Source organism: Streptomyces sp. NBRC 110028 (assembly GCF_001417735.1).
GTDB lineage: Bacteria > Actinomycetota > Actinomycetes > Streptomycetales > Streptomycetaceae > Streptomyces.
Genome location: NZ_BBUZ01000022.1, coordinates 388,524 through 404,216 on the forward strand (window position 1 = coordinate 388,524; position 15,693 = coordinate 404,216).

The following is a 15,693-nucleotide window of genomic DNA, read 5'->3' on the forward strand; positions in this document are numbered from 1 at the left end:
CCGGAACCTTTCTCGTTGCCGCGGTGTATTCGAGATATGCAGCGTTTTCGGGGGAGCAGGAAATCAGGGTCAGCGGCGGGACATGTAGATGTCGAGTGCCTTGTGGAGCAGCTTGTTGAGGGGGAAGTCCCACTCGCCGAGGTACTCGGCAGCCTGCCCGCCGGTGCCGACCTTGAACTGGATCAGGCCGAAGAGATGGTCGGTCTCGTCGAGCGAGTCGGAGATGCCGCGCAGGTCGTAGACGGTCGCGCCGAGCGCGTACGCGTCGCGGAGCATCCGCCACTGCATCGCGTTCGAGGGCCGGACCTCGCGCTTGTGGTTGGCGGAGGCGCCGTAGGAGTACCAGACGTGGCCGCCGACGACCAGCATCGTGGCGGCGGCCACCGCCTCGCCCTCGTGCATGGCGAAGTACAGCCGCATCCGGTTGGGGTCCTCGGTGTTGAGGGCCGTCCACATGCGCTGGAAGTAGCTGAGCGGGCGGGGCCGGAAGTGGTCGCGCTCCGCGGTGATCTCGTAGAGCCGCTGCCACTCGCCCAGGTGCTCGTAGCCGCCCTGGACGACCTCGACGCCCGCCTTGTCGGCCTTCTTGATGTTGCGGCGCCACAGCTGGTTGAAGCTCTTGTGCACGTCCTCCAGGGAGCGGTTCTCCAGGGGCACCTGGAAGACGTAGCGCGGCTGGACGTCACCGAAGCCCGCGCCGCCGTCCTCGCCCTGCTGCCAGCCCATCCGCCGCAGCCGGTCGGAGACCTCGAAGGCCCGCGGCTCGATGTGGGTGGCCTCGATGTCGCGCAGCCGCTTCACATCCGGGTTCTGGATACCGGACTTGATCGCGGAGGCGTCCCAGCGGCGGATGATGACCGGGGGGCCCATCTTCACGGAGAAGGCGCCCTGCTGCTTGAGATGCGCGAGCATCGGCCGCAGCCACTCCTCCAGGTTGGGCGCGTACCAGTTGATGACCGGGCCCTCGGGGAGGTAGGCCAGATACCGCTTGATCTTGGGCAGTTGGCGGTAGAGGACGAGGCCGACGCCGACCAGCTGGCCGGTGGCGTCGAACCAGCCGAGGTTCTCCGAGCGCCACTCCGACTTGACGTCAGCCCATGCCGGGACCTGCATGTGGCTTGCCGCGGGCAGGCTCTGGATGTACGCCAGATGCTGCTCTCGGCTGATCGTCCTCAGGGTCAGGCTCATTGTGGGGCGCTCCTCGGCAGGTTTGTCCCCAGGGTCGGGGCTCCGGCTCTCGCGCCGAAGCCTACTGCGACCGGGGCGTGCCCCGTTTGGGCCTGGGGCCAACCCGCCCTCGGGGAGTCAGCCCAGCAGCCCGCCGAAGAGCCCGCCATGCGCCATGCCGAGGTAGAAGCCGACGCCCGAGGCTCCGAGTCCGATGATCAGCAGGAACCGCTCTCCGGTGGTCGCGGAGATCAGCTGACCCCATGCCCCGCCGAGCATGCCGATCAGTCCCGTCCACGAGCTGACCAGGTGGAGGCCGGGGAAACGAGCCGTGACGAAGGAGATCAAGCCGATCATCAGCGTCGCCACCGCGATGGTGTTCTCGACGGGATGAGACTTGCCATCGGTGTCCAGGAAGGAGAGCAGTCCGTGCTGCGGTCGTGCTGCCTGTGCCATGGGGCACCTCCAGGTAGGCACATGAAGGCAGGGCGGCGAACTGTAACGCCGCTCACACCCGATGTGTACAGATTGCGGGCCAAGACGCCCGGATTTCAAGCGGGAGGCACGAGCCGGGTACTGTGTACCGTCTGCGGTGGTGTCTGTACAGGCGCCGCGGCACAACGCATCACGACCCTCCTGCCACGGAACGACCGTGGCCGCTGAGTCCAAAGGAGGTGGGTTCCACATGCGTCACTACGAGGTGATGGTCATCCTCGACCCCGATCTCGAGGAGCGTGCTGTCTCCCCGCTGATCGAGAACTTCCTTTCCGTTATCCGCGAGGGCAACGGCAAGGTCGAGAAGGTCGACACCTGGGGGCGTCGTCGTCTCTCGTACGAGATCAACAAGAAGCCCGAGGGCATCTACTCGGTCATCGACCTGCAGGCCGAGCCGGGGGTCGTCAAGGAGCTCGACCGCCAGCTGAACCTGAACGAGTCGGTCCTCCGGACCAAGGTCCTCCGTCCCGAGACCCACTGACCGCGTAAGCGTTCAGCGGTCACCGGGCCGTATCGCAACGAGTAGCAAGCAGCCCAGCAGTACCCGCCGAGAGGTTCCCCAATGGCAGGCGAGACCGTCATCACGGTCGTCGGCAATCTCGTCGACGACCCCGAGCTGCGCTTCACCCCCTCCGGTGCGGCGGTCGCGAAGTTCCGTGTCGCGTCCACTCCTCGTACGTTCGACCGCCAGACCAACGAGTGGAAGGACGGCGAGAGCCTCTTCCTCACGTGCTCGGTGTGGCGGCAGGCCGCGGAGAACGTGGCCGAGTCGCTCCAGCGCGGTATGCGCGTCATCGTGCAGGGCCGGCTGAAGCAGCGGTCGTATGAGGACCGTGAGGGGATCAAGCGCACGGTCTACGAGCTGGATGTCGACGAGGTCGGTGCCAGCCTGCGCAACGCCACGGCCAAGGTCACCAAGACCACCGGACGTGGTGGCCAGGGTGGCTACGGCGGCGGTGGCGGCCAGGGCGGCGGCGGTGGCGGCGGCTGGGGCGGTGGCCCCGGCGGCGGCCAGCAGCAGGGCGGCGGCGCTCCGGCCGATGACCCGTGGGCGACCGGCGCACCGGCCGGTGGCGGCCAGGGCGGCGGCGGTGGCGGCGGCTGGGGCGGTGGCTCCGGCAGCGGCGGCGGCTACTCGGACGAGCCGCCCTTCTAGGTCCGGATGCGATGTTTCACGCGGTTTCACGTGAAACATCGCCCGGCCTGGTCTGGGCGACCAGCACAAACTTCTTGATCACACTGGAGAGAGACAATGGCGAAGCCGCCTGCTCGCAAGCCTAAGAAGAAGGTTTGCGTGTTCTGCAAGGAGAAGATCTCCTACGTCGACTACAAGGACACGAACCTGCTGCGGAAGTTCATTTCCGACCGCGGCAAGATCCGTGCCCGCCGGGTCACCGGCAACTGCACTCAGCACCAGCGCGATGTCGCCACGGCCGTGAAGAACAGCCGTGAGATGGCGCTGCTGCCCTACACGTCCACCGCGCGATAAGGGAAGGGTGACCGAGTCATGAAGATCATCCTCACCCACGAGGTCTCCGGCCTCGGCGCCGCCGGTGACGTCGTGGACGTCCGGGACGGATACGCCCGTAACTACCTGGTTCCGCGTGGTCTCGCGATCCGCTGGACCAAGGGTGGCGAGAAGGACGTCGAGCAGATCCGCCGCGGTCGTCGCATCCGCGAGATCGCCACGATCGAGCAGGCCAACGAGGTCAAGGCGCGGCTCGAGGGCGTCAAGGTGCAGCTGAAGACCCGCGCCGGCGAGGCCGGCCGGCTGTTCGGCTCCGTCACCCCGGCCGACATCGCCTCGGCGATCAAGGACGCGGGTGGCCCGGACGTCGACAAGCGCCGTATCGAGGTGCAGCAGCCGATCAAGACCCTGGGCGCGCACCAGGTGTCGGTGCGGCTGCACTCCGAGGTTGCCGCGAAGGTCGGCGTCGAGGTCGTCGCCGCGTAACGCAGCGCCCGGCTGAGCCGGGCATGTGAGAGGGCCGCATCCCCGTGTGGGGTGCGGCCCTTCGCATCGGGTTCTCGACGGGTAACGGTCGCCTCGCCGTGGTTCCGCTGTGTGACGCTCAGGCCCGGGTCGCGCCGGTGACGATCCATCGCCCGGAGCGGGCGCGCAGCCAGAGGGTCGCCAGCCGGAGCGACATCATCAGCGCCATGGTCCACCACAGGGCGGTCAGTCCCCCGCCCCAGATGGGGACGAGGAGCGCGACCGGGGCGAAGACCGCGAGAGTGACGATCATGGCCCCGGCGAGGTAGCGACCGTCGCCCGCGCCCATCAGCACCCCGTCGAGGACGAAGACCACACCCGAGACCGGCTGGATGGCGGCCGTCACCAGCAGCACCGGCAGCAGGGCGTCCTTCACACCGGGGTCCGTGGTGAACAGGGGGATGAACAGCGGACGGGAGGCGACCACCAGCAGGCCGAGCACGATGCCCGCGACGATGCCCCACTGCACCATGCGGCGGCAGGCGGCGCGAGCCCCCTCGGCGTCCTCCGCCCCCAGGTAGCGCCCGATGATGGCCTGACCCGCGATGGCGATGGCGTCCAGCGCGAACGCCAGCAGCGTCCACAGGGTCAGCACGATCTGGTGGGCCGCGACCTCGGTGTCCCCGAGGCGGGCCGCCACCGCCGTCGCGATGAGCATCACGGCGCGCAGCGACAGCGTACGGACCAGCAGCGGTGCCCCGGCGTGGGCGCAGGCCCGGATCCCGGCGATGTCGGGACGCAGCGAGGCGCCGTGGCGCCGGGCTCCCCGGACGACCACCGCGAGGTAGACGGCGGCCATGGCCCACTGGGCGATCACCGTGCCCCAGGCGGAGCCCGCGATGCCGAGTCCGGCGCCGTAGACGAGGCCCGCGTTCAGCGCGGCGTTGGCCGTGAAGCCGCCGAGGGCCACGTAGAGCGGGGTCCGGGTGTCCTGGAGGCCTCGGAGCACACCGGTGGCGGCGAGCACCACAAGCATCGCGGGGATGCCGAGGGCGCTGACGCGCAGATAGGTGATGGCGTACGGGGCGGCGGTGCCGGAGGCGCCGAAGAGGTCGACCAGACCGGGGGCGGTGGGCAGGGCGGCGGTGATGACGGCGGCGCCGAGCAGCAGGGCCAGCCAGATGCCGTCCATGCCCTGCCGGATCGCGCCGGGGACGTCGCCGGCGCCGACCCGGCGGGCCACGGCGGCGGTGGTGGCGTAGGCGAGGAAGACGAAGATGTTCACCGCGGTGGTCAGCAGGGCGGCGGCGACGCCCAGACCGGCGAGCTGCGGGGTGCCGAGATGGCCGACGATGGCGCTGTCGACCATGACGAAGAGGGGCTCCGCCACGAGTGCGCCGAAGGCGGGTACGGCGAGGGCGACGATCTCGCGGTCGTGCCGGCGGACGGTGCTCCGCGCGCTCGTGGGGGCCTGAGTCATGGAGGCAATCTAATCTTCCACAGGTAAGAGGCACAAGCCCTGTGCAGTTCTTACATGGCGGCGCTCGCGACGCTCTCCTCTGCGCCGTTTGTCGTGATCTTGCATCGGGTGTGGAAGTTTTTCTTCTGCACAGCCCCTGGATAGAGAAACAGCAGGTCAGAGCGATAGTCCTGGAGTGATTGTGTGTTTGTCCACAGCGCTGTCCCCCGGCCCGTGCACAGGTTCGCGCGACTTCTCCACAGGATGGATCGCATCATCCACATGGCCTGTGGATAACCGAGTTGGCCGGTGGCCCTGACGGGCCTACCGTTATCCGGCGCCCGCCATCTGTTCCGGCCTCGAACCCACCAGAACTCGACGCGTCGTGAGCGGAAGCCGGGCGCCCTGTTTGTCATAGCCGTGTCGTAAGACTTGAGGCGTCGCGGCGAGATCCGTACCGCGGGCGGGAGGAGGTGGCGGGGTGAGCGTGCCCGAGCCCATGGACGACCCATGGGCGGACTCCGGTCCGGCCGAGTTCCCTGCCCCCCGCTTCCGCCGCGGTGAGGGCGGCGGCCGCGGTGAGGGCGGCCGGGGCCGCGACGACCAGCATGACCGCGGCCGTGACGGCGGCTCGTGGGAAGGGTCCGGCTTCGAGCGCGTCCCCCCGCAGGACCTCGACGCCGAGCAGTCCGTGCTCGGCGGCATGCTGCTCTCCAAGGACGCCATCGCCGATGTGGTGGAGGTCCTCCAGGGCAACGACTTCTACCGGCCCGCCCACGAGACCGTCTACCAGGCCATCCTGGACCTGTACGCGAAGGGCGAGCCGGCCGACCCGATCACGGTCGCGGCCGAGCTGACCAAGCGCGGCGAGATCGCCCGGGTCGGCGGCGCCTCGTATCTGCACACCCTGGTCCAGTCGGTCCCCACCGCGGCCAACGCCGAGTACTACGCCGAGATCGTCCACGAGCGGGCCGTGCTGCGCCGCCTGGTCGAGGCGGGCACCCGCATCACCCAGATGGGATACGCGGCGGACGGGGACGTCGATGAGATCGTCAACAACGCCCAGGCGGAGATCTACGCCGTCACCGAGCAGCGGACCAGCGAGGACTATCTGCCGCTCGGCGACATCATGGAGGGCGCGCTCGACGAGATCGAGGCGATCGGTTCGCGCAGCGGCCAGATGTCCGGAGTGCCCACCGGCTTCACCGACCTGGACTCGCTGACCAACGGCCTCCACCCCGGCCAGATGATCGTCATCGCCGCCCGGCCCGCCATGGGTAAGTCCACCCTCGCCCTCGACTTCGCCCGCGCCTGCTCGATCAAGAACAACATGCCGAGCGTCATCTTCTCCCTGGAGATGGGGCGCAACGAGATCGCGATGCGCCTGCTGTCCGCCGAGGCCCGGGTGGCGCTGCACCATATGCGTTCGGGCAGCATGACCGATGAGGACTGGACCCGGCTCGCCCGGCGGATGCCGGACGTGTCCCAGGCCCCGCTGTACATCGACGACTCGCCGAACCTGTCGATGATGGAGATCCGCGCCAAGTGCCGTCGGCTCAAGCAGCGCAGCGATCTGCAGCTGGTCGTCATCGACTACCTCCAGCTGATGCAGTCCGGCGGCGCCCGGCGCCCCGAGAGCCGTCAGCAGGAGGTCTCGGACATGTCGCGAAACCTGAAGCTGCTGGCCAAGGAGCTGGAGGTGCCGGTGATCGCGCTCTCCCAGCTGAACCGTGGCCCCGAGCAGCGCACCGACAAGAAGCCGATGGTCTCGGACCTGCGCGAAAGTGGTTCCATCGAGCAGGACGCCGACATGGTCATCCTGCTGCACCGCGAGGACGCGTACGAGAAGGAGTCCCCGCGCGCGGGTGAGGCCGACCTGATCGTGGCCAAGCACCGTAACGGTCCGACGGCCACCATCACCGTCGCCTTCCAGGGCCACTACTCCCGCTTCGTGGACATGGCCCAGACCTGATCCGCGCGCTCCGCCTTCGCAGGGCACGGCCATGGCTCCATGGCGTCTACGGATTCAGCTGGGCGGCCTTGAGCGCGCGGCGCGCGAAGACGTCCTCGCGGCGCTCTTCCATCTGCCGCAGGGCGTCCTTGCGGTCCCGCTTGGAGAGCCGGTCGAGGTACGTATGGCCGACGAGGTGGTCGGCCTCATGCTGCAGACACCGGGCGAAATACCCCGTTCCCTCGATGACGAGCGGGCCGCCGTCCTTGTCGAACCCGCGGACGACGGCACGATCGGTGCGCGGGACCTCCATGGCGGCGCCCGGCACGGACAGGCAGCCCTCGGTCTCCTCGACGAGTCGGCGGTCACCCGGATCGGGCAGCTCCAGCACCGGGTTCACGATGTGGCCGACATGCCGGATCCCGTCCTCGTCCGGGCAGTCGTACACGAACAGTCTCAAGGAGACGCCCACCTGATTGGCGGCCAGCCCGGCGCCATCGGCCACGTACATGGTCAGGAACATGTCGTCGATCAACGCCGAAAGCTCCGGGGTCCCGAACCCGGTCACCTCCCCGCACGGACGGCTCAGGACCTCCTCGCCCACCACCGTGATCCTGCGGACCGCACCCCGCTCCGCCTCCGGCGGCAGAGCCGGGAAGGTGTCGACGGGGAGGCCCTGTACACGGACCCGCCGGTCGACGGGGCCGGGCCGCTCATGACGTACAGACATGATGTCCCCCCAAGGGCTCCTGCTTGCCAAGTACTTTGCAAAGTAGCAGGCTTTGCAAAGTGACTGAAGACGACGTCCACGCCGCGCAACGCCGGAGAGCCGGAGCGGGCGAAGAACTGCCCGCGCACCATGTCCGCACCGACCTGCTCGACCTGCTCGCCGAAGTCGGCGCCGTCACGGCGACCGAAGCCGCTTCCCGGCTGGGATACAGCTCCGGGCTCTGCTCGTTCCACCTGCGGCAGCTCGCACGTCACGGATACATCGAAGAGGCACCCCACAGCGGGGGCCGGGCACGCCCCTGGCGTCTGAGGCGGCACACCCCCGAAACGGCGGCCCGCGGGACCGCGGCGGAGGAATTCGGCGAACTGGCCCGGGGGCTGGAGGACGAGAGCTGGCGGCGATGGCTGAGCCGGCGGGACGAGGCGCCGCCGGCATGGCGCCACGACGAAGCCTTCAGCGCCGTCGCCCATCTGACGCCCGAGGAGATGAGCCGGGTCACGGACGCCATCCGGCGAGCGCTCGCGCCCTACCAGGACCGCGAGCAGCGCCCCCTGGCCCGGCCCGAGGGCGCTCGGCCGGTGGCCCTCATCGCCCGGCTCTTCCCCCTCCTGCCCCACTCCCCGGACGACGCGGACCAGGAGTGAGGAGGCGCGCCCCGTCCTTTGCCGTTCCGGCAAGGAATCTTGGCGTGGGGGCACGGATGCGGCCACGGTGTGCGCACAGGCCGTGGGCGACCGGTGCCACGGGCCCCTACCGGAGGCAGGACCGATGGACGCGCAGTTCTGGGACGACATGTATCGCAGCGCCGACCAGCTCCACAGCGGCAACCCCAATGGGGTGCTCGTCACCGAGGTCACCGACCTGCCGCCGGGACAGGCGCTCGACGTCGGCTGCGGGGAAGGCGCCGACGCCCTCTGGCTGGCCCGGCGTGGCTGGCGGGTCACCGCGCTCGACATCTCCCGGACCGCCCTGGACCGCGCCGCCGCCACCGCCGGGGAGCTGTCCGGCCGGGTGGCGTGGACCCGGACCGACCTGACCGTCACGCCGCCCCCGGCCGCGGCGTTCGACCTGGTCTCCGCCCAGTACTTCCCGCTCCCGCGCCAGCCGGAGCACACCGCGCTGCGCGGCCTGCTGGACGCCGTCGCCCCCGGCGGCACCCTGCTCTTCGTCGGCCACGACCTCGCCGATCTGCCCCCGCACGAGGAGTTGGACTTCGACCCCGACGCCTACTACCAGCCCGGCGACGTCACCGGGCTCCTCGGCGGCGACTGGACCGTCGAGATCAACGAGACCCGCCCGCGCACCGCTCCCGCCCCGCCCGGCACCCACCACGCCCACGACACCGTCCTGCGAGCGCGGCGCCTTCGGTAACCCGCCTTGAGCGATCCGCCCTCAGCGATCCGCTTTCGGCCATCCGGCAGTGGCCGTCCCGCGTGGGCGCCGGCCTCCCCGGTGACGGTGTATCTGCACCGGCTCGGCCTGGGCGTCTTCGGTGTCGGCCGGTCCCCGAAGACGCCGGCGGTGGCCCGGCGGAGTATCCGGAGCTGCGGTTCGACGAGGGGCCGATGACCGAGCTGGGCCTGCCGAACGGCGCCCGCGGCGGCCATCTGCTGGTCGCCTTCCAGGTGGGCGACGAACCGCTGCGCGTGGCCGAGCCGTTCGGCCATCCCGTGTCGCTCGACGTGCGCAGGCTGTCGCCCGACGGGATCGCCGGGCTGCTCGGCGGGGCCGGGTTCGCCGTACGGGCCCGGCAGGTGCGCGAGCCCGAGGGCAGGGAGGTGGTTCCGCAGGCCATCCTCCTGGCCCGTAAGCCGGAGAAGGCATAGGGGGCCAGGCGGCGGCTCAGAGCACGTCCTCCAGCTCCTGCACCAGCCGCCGCTTGGGCCGGGCGCCGACCATCGACCGCACCGGTTCGCCCGCCCGGAACAGCATCAGGGTCGGCATCGACAGCACTCCGTACGCCGCCGTCGTCTCCGGGTTGGTGTCCACGTCCAACCGCACCACCTTCAGCCGGTGCCCCTCCTCCCGGGCGATCTCCGCCAGCACCGGCGCGATCATGTGGCACGGCGGGCACCAGGAGGCGGTGAAGTCCACGAGCACCGGCAACCCGGCCGTCAGCACCTCCTCGGCGAAGGTGGCGTCCGTGACCGCGGGTACTTCCGCGGCGCGAGTCCGTGTCATCTCAGCTCTTCCCCTCATCGTCTTGGGTTCCCGCCGCTCACGGGCGGGTCGTACGGCGTCAGCTCGCAGCGTGGATCCGGCGCTCCGCCGGGCGCCGTCGCCGCCGCCTCCAGCGCCGCGCGGGCCCGCTCCGCCTGGACGAGCTGCGCCCCGACCTGCCGTCGTACGGCGCTCAGCCGCGCGATGCAGTCGTCCAGCTCGGCCAGCTTGCGCCGGTAGACCTCAAGCGACGCCGGGCAGGAGTCACCGGCCGGGTGGCCGGAGCGCAGGCACTCCACGAACGGACGGGTCTCCTCCAGGCCGAAGCCGAAGTCCTGCAGGGTGCGGATCTGGTGGACCAGCCGGAGGTCGTCCTCGTCGTACGCCCGGTACCCGTTGCCGGAGCGCCGCGCGGGCAGCAGTCCGATCGACTCGTAATAGCGCAGGGTGCGGGTGGTGGTACCCGCCCGTTCGGCCAGCTCTCCGATCCGCATGACTCGACGGTAGACCTTGCCGCCGACGTCAAGGCCAGGTCTTTTCCGTCACCCCTGACGGCGCGGAATCCGGGCCGTAGGGTGCGGGCATGACCCCATCCGAGGATTGCGCGGAGCTGCTGCCCGCCACTCGCCGCGCCCTGCTCCACCGCGTCGCCGTCGGCCAGTCCGAGGGCCGGGCGCCCTCCCTGGTGGGGGCCGTGGTGCGGGAGGGGCGGCTGGTGTGGACGGGGGCGCGGGGCCGTACGGACGGACGGGCGCCCGACGCCGACACCCAGTACCGGATCGGATCGCTGACCAAGACGCTCACCGCGGTGCTGGTGATGCGGCTGCGCGACGAGGGGCTGCTGGACCTCGGGGATCCGCTGGCCAAGCATCTGGAGGCCCCCCAGGCGGAGGGCGCGACCGTCGCCCAGCTCCTCGCCCACACCTCGGGACTGGCCGCCGAGGCGCCCGGCCCGTGGTGGGAGCGCACACCGGGCGCGCTGCGCCCCACCACGGCGGATCTCTTCGGCGCGCGCCCCCTGGTCCACCCCGCCGGACGCCGCCACCACTACTCGAACACCGGCTTCGCCCTGCTCGGCGCGCTCGTCGAGCGGCTGCGGGGCGCGGCCTGGGGCGATGTCCTCGCCCGCGAGGTGCTGGAGCCGCTGGGGATGACGCGGACGTCCCTCGATCCGCGCGCCCCGCACGCCGGGGGCTGGGCCGTCCATCCCTGGGCCGATGTGCTGCTGCCGGAGCCCGCCGAGGACACCGGGCGGATGGCGCCCGCCGGGCAGCTGTGGTCGACCGCCGCCGACCTGGCCCGCTTCGCCGCCTTCCTGCTGGACGGGGACGAGCGGGTGCTCGGCGCCGCGACGCTCGCCGAGATGCGCGGGCCCGCCGCCCCGCCCGAGGGCCGGGACCGGGACGGCGGCTACGGGCTCGGGGTGCAGCTGGCACACCGCGAGGGCCGGTTCCTGTACGGCCACGTCGGCTCCATGCCCGGCTTCCTCGCCGCCCTGTGGGTCAGCGAGGACGACCGGCTGGCCGGGATCGCGCTGGCCAACGTCACCTCGGGGCCGTCCGTCGCCTCCGTCGCCGCCGACCTCGTACGGATCACCGCGGAGCACGAGCCGCGGATTCCCGCCCCCTGGCGGCCGCTGCCCGAGGCCGATCCGGAGCTGCTGGCGCTGACCGGGCCCTGGTACTGGGGGCCCACGCCCTTCCTGCTGCGGTTGCGCGCAGACCGCGGCTTGGAGCTGTCGCCGGTCGGCGGAGCGGGCCGCGGCTCGCGCTTCCGGGCCGAGCCGGACGGCACCTGGACGGGCCTCGACGGCTACTACGCGGGGGAGACGCTGCGGGTGGTCGCGGGGCGCGAGGACGGCGCGCCCGGCCATCTCGACCTCGGCACCTTCGTGTTGACGCGGGAGCCGTACGCCCCGGAGGACGCGGTGCCCGGGGGCGTCGATCCGGACGGCTGGCGTCCGCTGTAGCCGTCCGTCGGGAGGCCGTCCGTCGGGGGGTGGCCCGTTCGCCGGGTGTGGTCAGGCGAGCGGCAGCTTGAAGCCGATGTGGCTGGCCTCGAAGCCGAGCCGCTCGTAGAAGCGGTGGGCGTCGACGCGGGTCGCGTCCGAGGTGAGCTGCACCAGCGCACAGCCCTGGCGGCGCGACTCCTCGACCGCCCACGCGATCAGCTCGGTGCCCAGACCGTTGCCGCGTTCGCCGGCGTGGATCCGTACGGCCTCGATGATCGAGCGCGTGGCGCCGCGCCGGGAGAGCCCGGGCACCACGGTGAGCTGGAGGGTGCCGACCGTACGCCCGTCGCGGACCGCGACGACCAGGTGCTGGTTCGGTTCCCGGTCCAGCCGCTCGAACGCGGTCCGGTACGGAGCCAGGTCCTCTGGCGACTCCCGCCGGGTGCCCAGGTGATCGTCGGCGAGCATGGCGACGATCGCGGATATGTCCTCGGCGGTCGCGCGCCGGATCTCGAAGTCGGTCACGCCCGCGAGCCTACGCGGCCGCTCCCGGCCCCGCTCAGGCGACCGTTTCCGCGCAGCCGCCGCCCCCACGCCGTCATGCCCCATGGCTTGATCACCGAGATGGCGGTCAGGAAGACGTAGACGCCCAGGCTGACCGACGGCGCCAGGACCAGATCCGTCGTGGCGCCGACCGCCCGGCCCGCCGAGACGTCGGCCATGGCCGCGTCGATCCGGGCGCGCAGCGCGAAGGCGGTGGCGGCGGTGGTCACCAGGGTCAGCCAGAACTTCACGTACACCCAGCGGTGGCGGGCCAGGCCCCAGGGCGTGCCGAGGGAGAGCACCACTCCGCTGAGGAGGGAGAGCAGGCTGACCGGGATGAGCAGCCAGTCCCCGAGGACGTGCATCGACCGGTACGCCCCCGCGGCGGCCTCGGCCGATCCCGCCGCGGCCCCGGTGATGCCCAGGGCCAGCACGCCGAGCGTCAGTCCGAGCCAGCCGACGGAGACGACCACATGCACGACGAGGAGGGCCCGGCGCGCGGGCCGTTTCAGCTGTTGCATGCGCTCACCGTGGCCCGCCCGGGCCGCTCGCCGCGTCGGACGGCGGGAGTATCCGCGGCTACTCCCGGAATCCGGGGATGACCCGCGCGGGACACGCCCTACGCTCGGGCTCCATGACCAGACTGCATCTGTTCGATCTGGACGGGACGCTGATCCGTGGTTCGGCCGCGGCCGTCGAGATATCGCGTCAGCTCGGTGTGGAGCGGGAGATCGGGGAGTTGGAGCGGGAGTTCGCGGCGGGCGGGCTGGCCCCGGCGCGGTTCGCCGAGCGGGCCTGTGCGCTGTGGGGGGAGCTGACGCGGGCGCAGGTGGCGGCGGCGTTCGAGGGGGCGCCGTGGCTGATGGGGATTCGGGAGGTGTGGGCGGACATCCGGGCGCGCGGTGAGCGGTGTGCCGTGATCTCGCTCTCGCCCGGGTTCTTCGTGGAGCGGCTGCTCGACTGGGGCGCCGACGCGGCGCACGGGTCGGCGTGGCCGCCGGTGCCGTTCCGGGAGCGGCTGGATCCCGCGGGCATTCTGAACCCGGCCGCTAAGGTGCGGATCGCGGATGAACTCTGTGGGAAGTTCGGGTTGACCAGGGCGGACTGCGTCGCCTACGGGGATTCGATGTCGGATGCCGAGCTGTTCGCGGTGGTGCCCTTCTCGGTCGCGGTGAACGCGGATCACCATGTGAGCGAAATCGCATCCGGCTGGTATCGCGGCAACGATCTCCGAGAGGCTTACGAAATAGCGGGTAACCGCAAGTAACTACGGGTAATTACGTGCGCTGCCAGGTGTAACGGACGCGGCATCCATAGGGCTTGTGAATTCGTCCGGGCCCGGTAGGGTCGGGGCAGTTCCGTCCCGGCAAAGCCGTGGCGGGGCCACAACCGGGCAACCCGCTCCAACCAGCATATCGGGAACACAGCCCCTGTTACCCGGACTTCGGGCGAAGTTCTCGGGCACGGAAGGAGCGTGGCATGCTGCCGGATACAGAGTACGGAGCGGGCCGACAGGACCAATCTCACGTGAACCAGTCGACCAGAGCGGGGAATTGCGGGCACATTCCGGCAGCGGAAGTGCGAAGACCGACAGAAAGATGTTCGAGGCGAGGCAACCATGGACGCTCCGACCACCACATCGTCGGCCGGTAACGACGGCGGGGGAGACAGTGGCGACTGGGGTTGGTTCACCCCGAGCAGGAAACCGGCCGATGACCAGCCCCGTTCCCCGGAAACGGACGGCGCGTCCGAGGACCGGCCGGCCGGCCGCCGGGTGAGCCCGATACACCCGGCCGGTACGCAGGCCGGGCGCCGCGCGGCGCCGCCCGTACCGGCCCCCGCCTCCCCCATCGCCCCCGCGTCCGCCGTGCCGCCCGAGACGGGGCGCGAGGGCGGACGCGAGGAGCATCAGCGCCCCGACGAGGCGTCGGCCCCGCACCGCTTGCGCCCGGCCGCCGAGTCCGTCTTCACCGCGCCCGAGACCGCCTCGCCCGACGCGATCCTGCTGCGCCGCACCATGGCCGAGATCGAGCCGGTGAGCGACAAGGTCACCTCGTACTTCTACGCGCTGCTCTTCGTCCAGCATCCCGAGTTGCGGCCGCTCTTCCCGGCCGCCATGGACGCCCAGCGCGACCGGCTGTTCAAGGCGATCCTCACCGCCGCCCGGCTCATCGACGATCACGACATCCTCAGCGACTTCCTGTCCCGGCTCGGCCGCGGGCACCGCAAGTACGGCACCCAGCCCGAGCACTATCCGGCCGTCGGCGAGTGCCTGATCGCCGCGCTGACCCGGTACGCGACCAGCACCTGGAGCGACGAGGCCGAGGCGGCCTGGGTCCGGGCCTACACCTCGATCTCCCAGATCATGATCGACGCGGCGGCCGAGGACGAGCTGCGCGCGCCCGCGTGGTGGCAGGCCGAGGTCGTCGGGCACGAATCGCGCACGGCCGACATCGCCGTCATCACCGTCCGCCCGGACCAGCCGTACCCCTTCCTCGCGGGGCAGTACACCTCGGTGGAGACCCCCTGGTGGCCGCGGGTGTGGCGGCACTACTCCTTCGCCTCCGCACCCCGTGCCGACGGGCTGCTGTCCTTCCACGTGAAGGCGATACCGGCCGGCTGGGTCTCCTCCGCGCTGGTGCACCGTGCCCGCCCCGGTGATGTGATCCGCCTCGGGCCGCCCGCCGGTTCGATGACGGTCGACCACGCGTCCGACAACGGGCTGCTGTGCCTGGGCGGCGGCACCGGTATCGCACCGATCAAGGCGCTGGTCGAGGACGTCGCCGAGCACGGCCGCCAGCGGGCGGTCGAGGTCTTCTACGGCGCCCGCAACGACCACGACCTCTACGACATCGACACCATGCTGCGGCTCGCCCAGCGGCACCCCTGGCTCTCGGTCCGTCCGGTGGTCTCCGACGGCCCGACGAGCGGACTCAGCGGCAGACTTCCGGACGCCGTGCGGCAGTACGGCCCGTGGAACGCGTTCGACGCGTACCTCTCCGGCCCGCCCGGCATGATCCGCAGCGGTGTGGACGCCCTGATGGGCGTCGGCGTCCCGTCCCATCGCATCCGGCACGACTCCATCGAAGAGCTGATGGCGGCGGCGGAGTAGCGCGGGGCAGGGCGGCGGAGCGGTCAGGGAAACGGGGCGGTGGACAGACGGCGATGTCAGGACGGGGACGAGGGACTGTGGACGACATCGGGCACGAGAGGGCGGCCGCGCCGGCACCCGGCCACCGTGCGGAGCGACTGGAGAGCCTGGAGAGCACGGACCGCGCGGACCGTCCGGGGAGCGACGGTGAGC

General features: G+C 71.1%; 19 protein-coding genes. 11 read left to right on the plus strand and 8 right to left on the minus strand.

Going from position 1 to position 15,693, the window contains the following annotated elements; all coding sequences use genetic code 11:
* Positions 1-69: 69 nt before the first annotated feature.
* Both ASC60_RS01835 and ASC60_RS01840 read right to left on the minus strand, forming a co-directional pair.
* Positions 70-1,188, minus strand: coding sequence for a peptidoglycan bridge formation glycyltransferase FemA/FemB family protein (locus ASC60_RS01835; protein ID WP_055545973.1), 1,119 nt, complete (start codon positions 1,186-1,188; stop codon positions 70-72).
* 117 nt (positions 1,189-1,305) lie between these two features.
* Complete coding sequence (locus ASC60_RS01840; protein ID WP_055545975.1) at positions 1,306-1,623, minus strand: hypothetical protein; 318 nt, start codon at positions 1,621-1,623, stop codon at positions 1,306-1,308.
* A gap of 229 nt (positions 1,624-1,852) precedes the next feature.
* On the opposite strand from ASC60_RS01840, the gene rpsF reads away from it, so the two are divergent.
* The 4 genes from rpsF to rplI all read left to right on the plus strand — a co-directional run bounded on the left by rpsF (position 1,853) and on the right by rplI (position 3,616).
* The gene (gene rpsF, locus ASC60_RS01845; protein ID WP_055545977.1) at positions 1,853-2,143 is read left to right on the plus strand and encodes a 30S ribosomal protein S6; all 291 of its coding nucleotides are present in this window, start codon (positions 1,853-1,855) and stop codon (positions 2,141-2,143) included.
* Between the two features lie 81 nt (positions 2,144-2,224).
* Positions 2,225-2,818 carry a single-stranded DNA-binding protein gene (locus ASC60_RS01850; protein WP_055545979.1) on the plus strand — a complete coding sequence of 198 codons (594 nt, stop codon included), beginning with the start codon at positions 2,225-2,227 and terminating at the stop codon, positions 2,816-2,818.
* A gap of 96 nt (positions 2,819-2,914) precedes the next feature.
* Positions 2,915-3,151 carry a 30S ribosomal protein S18 gene (rpsR, locus tag ASC60_RS01855; protein ID WP_003978893.1) on the plus strand — a complete coding sequence of 79 codons (237 nt, stop codon included), beginning with the start codon at positions 2,915-2,917 and terminating at the stop codon, positions 3,149-3,151.
* Between the two features lie 18 nt (positions 3,152-3,169).
* Positions 3,170-3,616 carry a 50S ribosomal protein L9 gene (gene rplI, locus ASC60_RS01860; RefSeq protein ID WP_055545981.1) on the plus strand — a complete coding sequence of 149 codons (447 nt, stop codon included), beginning with the start codon at positions 3,170-3,172 and terminating at the stop codon, positions 3,614-3,616.
* Positions 3,617-3,734: 118 nt separating this feature from the next.
* On the opposite strand, the gene ASC60_RS01865 is transcribed toward rplI, so the two are convergent.
* Positions 3,735-5,075 carry an MATE family efflux transporter gene (locus ASC60_RS01865; RefSeq protein ID WP_055545983.1) on the minus strand — a complete coding sequence of 447 codons (1,341 nt, stop codon included), beginning with the start codon at positions 5,073-5,075 and terminating at the stop codon, positions 3,735-3,737.
* Between the two features lie 460 nt (positions 5,076-5,535).
* Here ASC60_RS01865 and dnaB point away from each other — a divergent pair, with 460 nt between their 5' ends.
* Positions 5,536-7,026: a replicative DNA helicase gene (dnaB, locus tag ASC60_RS01870; RefSeq protein WP_055545985.1), complete on the plus strand. Its 1,491-nt coding sequence runs from the start codon at positions 5,536-5,538 to the stop codon at positions 7,024-7,026.
* A 46-nt stretch (positions 7,027-7,072) separates the two neighbouring features.
* On the opposite strand, the gene def is transcribed toward dnaB, so the two are convergent.
* Entirely contained in the window at positions 7,073-7,735 is a 663-nt protein-coding gene (def, locus tag ASC60_RS01875; protein WP_055545986.1) for a peptide deformylase, read from the minus strand.
* 59 nt (positions 7,736-7,794) lie between these two features.
* Between def and ASC60_RS01880 the strand changes: the two genes are divergently transcribed.
* From ASC60_RS01880 to ASC60_RS42550, 3 genes are all read left to right on the plus strand, one after another.
* The gene (locus tag ASC60_RS01880; protein ID WP_055545988.1) at positions 7,795-8,379 is read left to right on the plus strand and encodes a winged helix-turn-helix domain-containing protein; all 585 of its coding nucleotides are present in this window, start codon (positions 7,795-7,797) and stop codon (positions 8,377-8,379) included.
* Between the two features lie 124 nt (positions 8,380-8,503).
* Positions 8,504-9,106, plus strand: a complete 603-nt coding sequence (locus ASC60_RS01885) for a bifunctional 2-polyprenyl-6-hydroxyphenol methylase/3-demethylubiquinol 3-O-methyltransferase UbiG (protein ID WP_055545990.1) — start codon at positions 8,504-8,506, stop codon at positions 9,104-9,106.
* A gap of 194 nt (positions 9,107-9,300) precedes the next feature.
* Complete coding sequence (locus ASC60_RS42550; protein WP_055545992.1) at positions 9,301-9,561, plus strand: hypothetical protein; 261 nt, start codon at positions 9,301-9,303, stop codon at positions 9,559-9,561.
* Between the two features lie 16 nt (positions 9,562-9,577).
* Here ASC60_RS42550 and trxA read toward each other — a convergent pair whose 3' ends face one another.
* Both trxA and ASC60_RS01900 read right to left on the minus strand, forming a co-directional pair.
* Positions 9,578-9,916 carry a thioredoxin gene (gene trxA / locus ASC60_RS01895; RefSeq protein ID WP_055545994.1) on the minus strand — a complete coding sequence of 113 codons (339 nt, stop codon included), beginning with the start codon at positions 9,914-9,916 and terminating at the stop codon, positions 9,578-9,580.
* Between the two features lie 14 nt (positions 9,917-9,930).
* Entirely contained in the window at positions 9,931-10,389 is a 459-nt protein-coding gene (locus ASC60_RS01900; RefSeq protein WP_055545996.1) for a MerR family transcriptional regulator, read from the minus strand.
* Between the two features lie 89 nt (positions 10,390-10,478).
* On the opposite strand from ASC60_RS01900, the gene ASC60_RS01905 reads away from it, so the two are divergent.
* Entirely contained in the window at positions 10,479-11,864 is a 1,386-nt protein-coding gene (locus ASC60_RS01905; protein WP_055545998.1) for a serine hydrolase, read from the plus strand.
* A 51-nt stretch (positions 11,865-11,915) separates the two neighbouring features.
* On the opposite strand, the gene ASC60_RS01910 is transcribed toward ASC60_RS01905, so the two are convergent.
* Positions 11,916-12,371 (minus strand): GNAT family N-acetyltransferase, encoded by a 456-nt coding sequence (locus ASC60_RS01910; RefSeq protein ID WP_055546000.1) that lies wholly within the window; start codon positions 12,369-12,371, stop codon positions 11,916-11,918.
* A complete protein-coding gene (locus ASC60_RS01915) occupies positions 12,368-12,910 on the minus strand; it encodes a hypothetical protein (RefSeq protein WP_055546002.1) in 543 nt (180 codons plus the stop codon). The genes ASC60_RS01910 and ASC60_RS01915 overlap by 4 nt, the downstream gene beginning before the upstream one ends.
* Positions 12,911-13,023: 113 nt before the next feature.
* Between ASC60_RS01915 and ASC60_RS01920 the strand changes: the two genes are divergently transcribed.
* Both ASC60_RS01920 and ASC60_RS01925 read left to right on the plus strand, forming a co-directional pair.
* Positions 13,024-13,656, plus strand: coding sequence for an HAD family phosphatase (locus ASC60_RS01920; protein WP_055547112.1), 633 nt, complete (start codon positions 13,024-13,026; stop codon positions 13,654-13,656).
* 351 nt (positions 13,657-14,007) lie between these two features.
* Positions 14,008-15,501: a globin domain-containing protein gene (locus ASC60_RS01925; RefSeq protein ID WP_055546003.1), complete on the plus strand. Its 1,494-nt coding sequence runs from the start codon at positions 14,008-14,010 to the stop codon at positions 15,499-15,501.
* Positions 15,502-15,693: the final 192 nt, after the last annotated feature.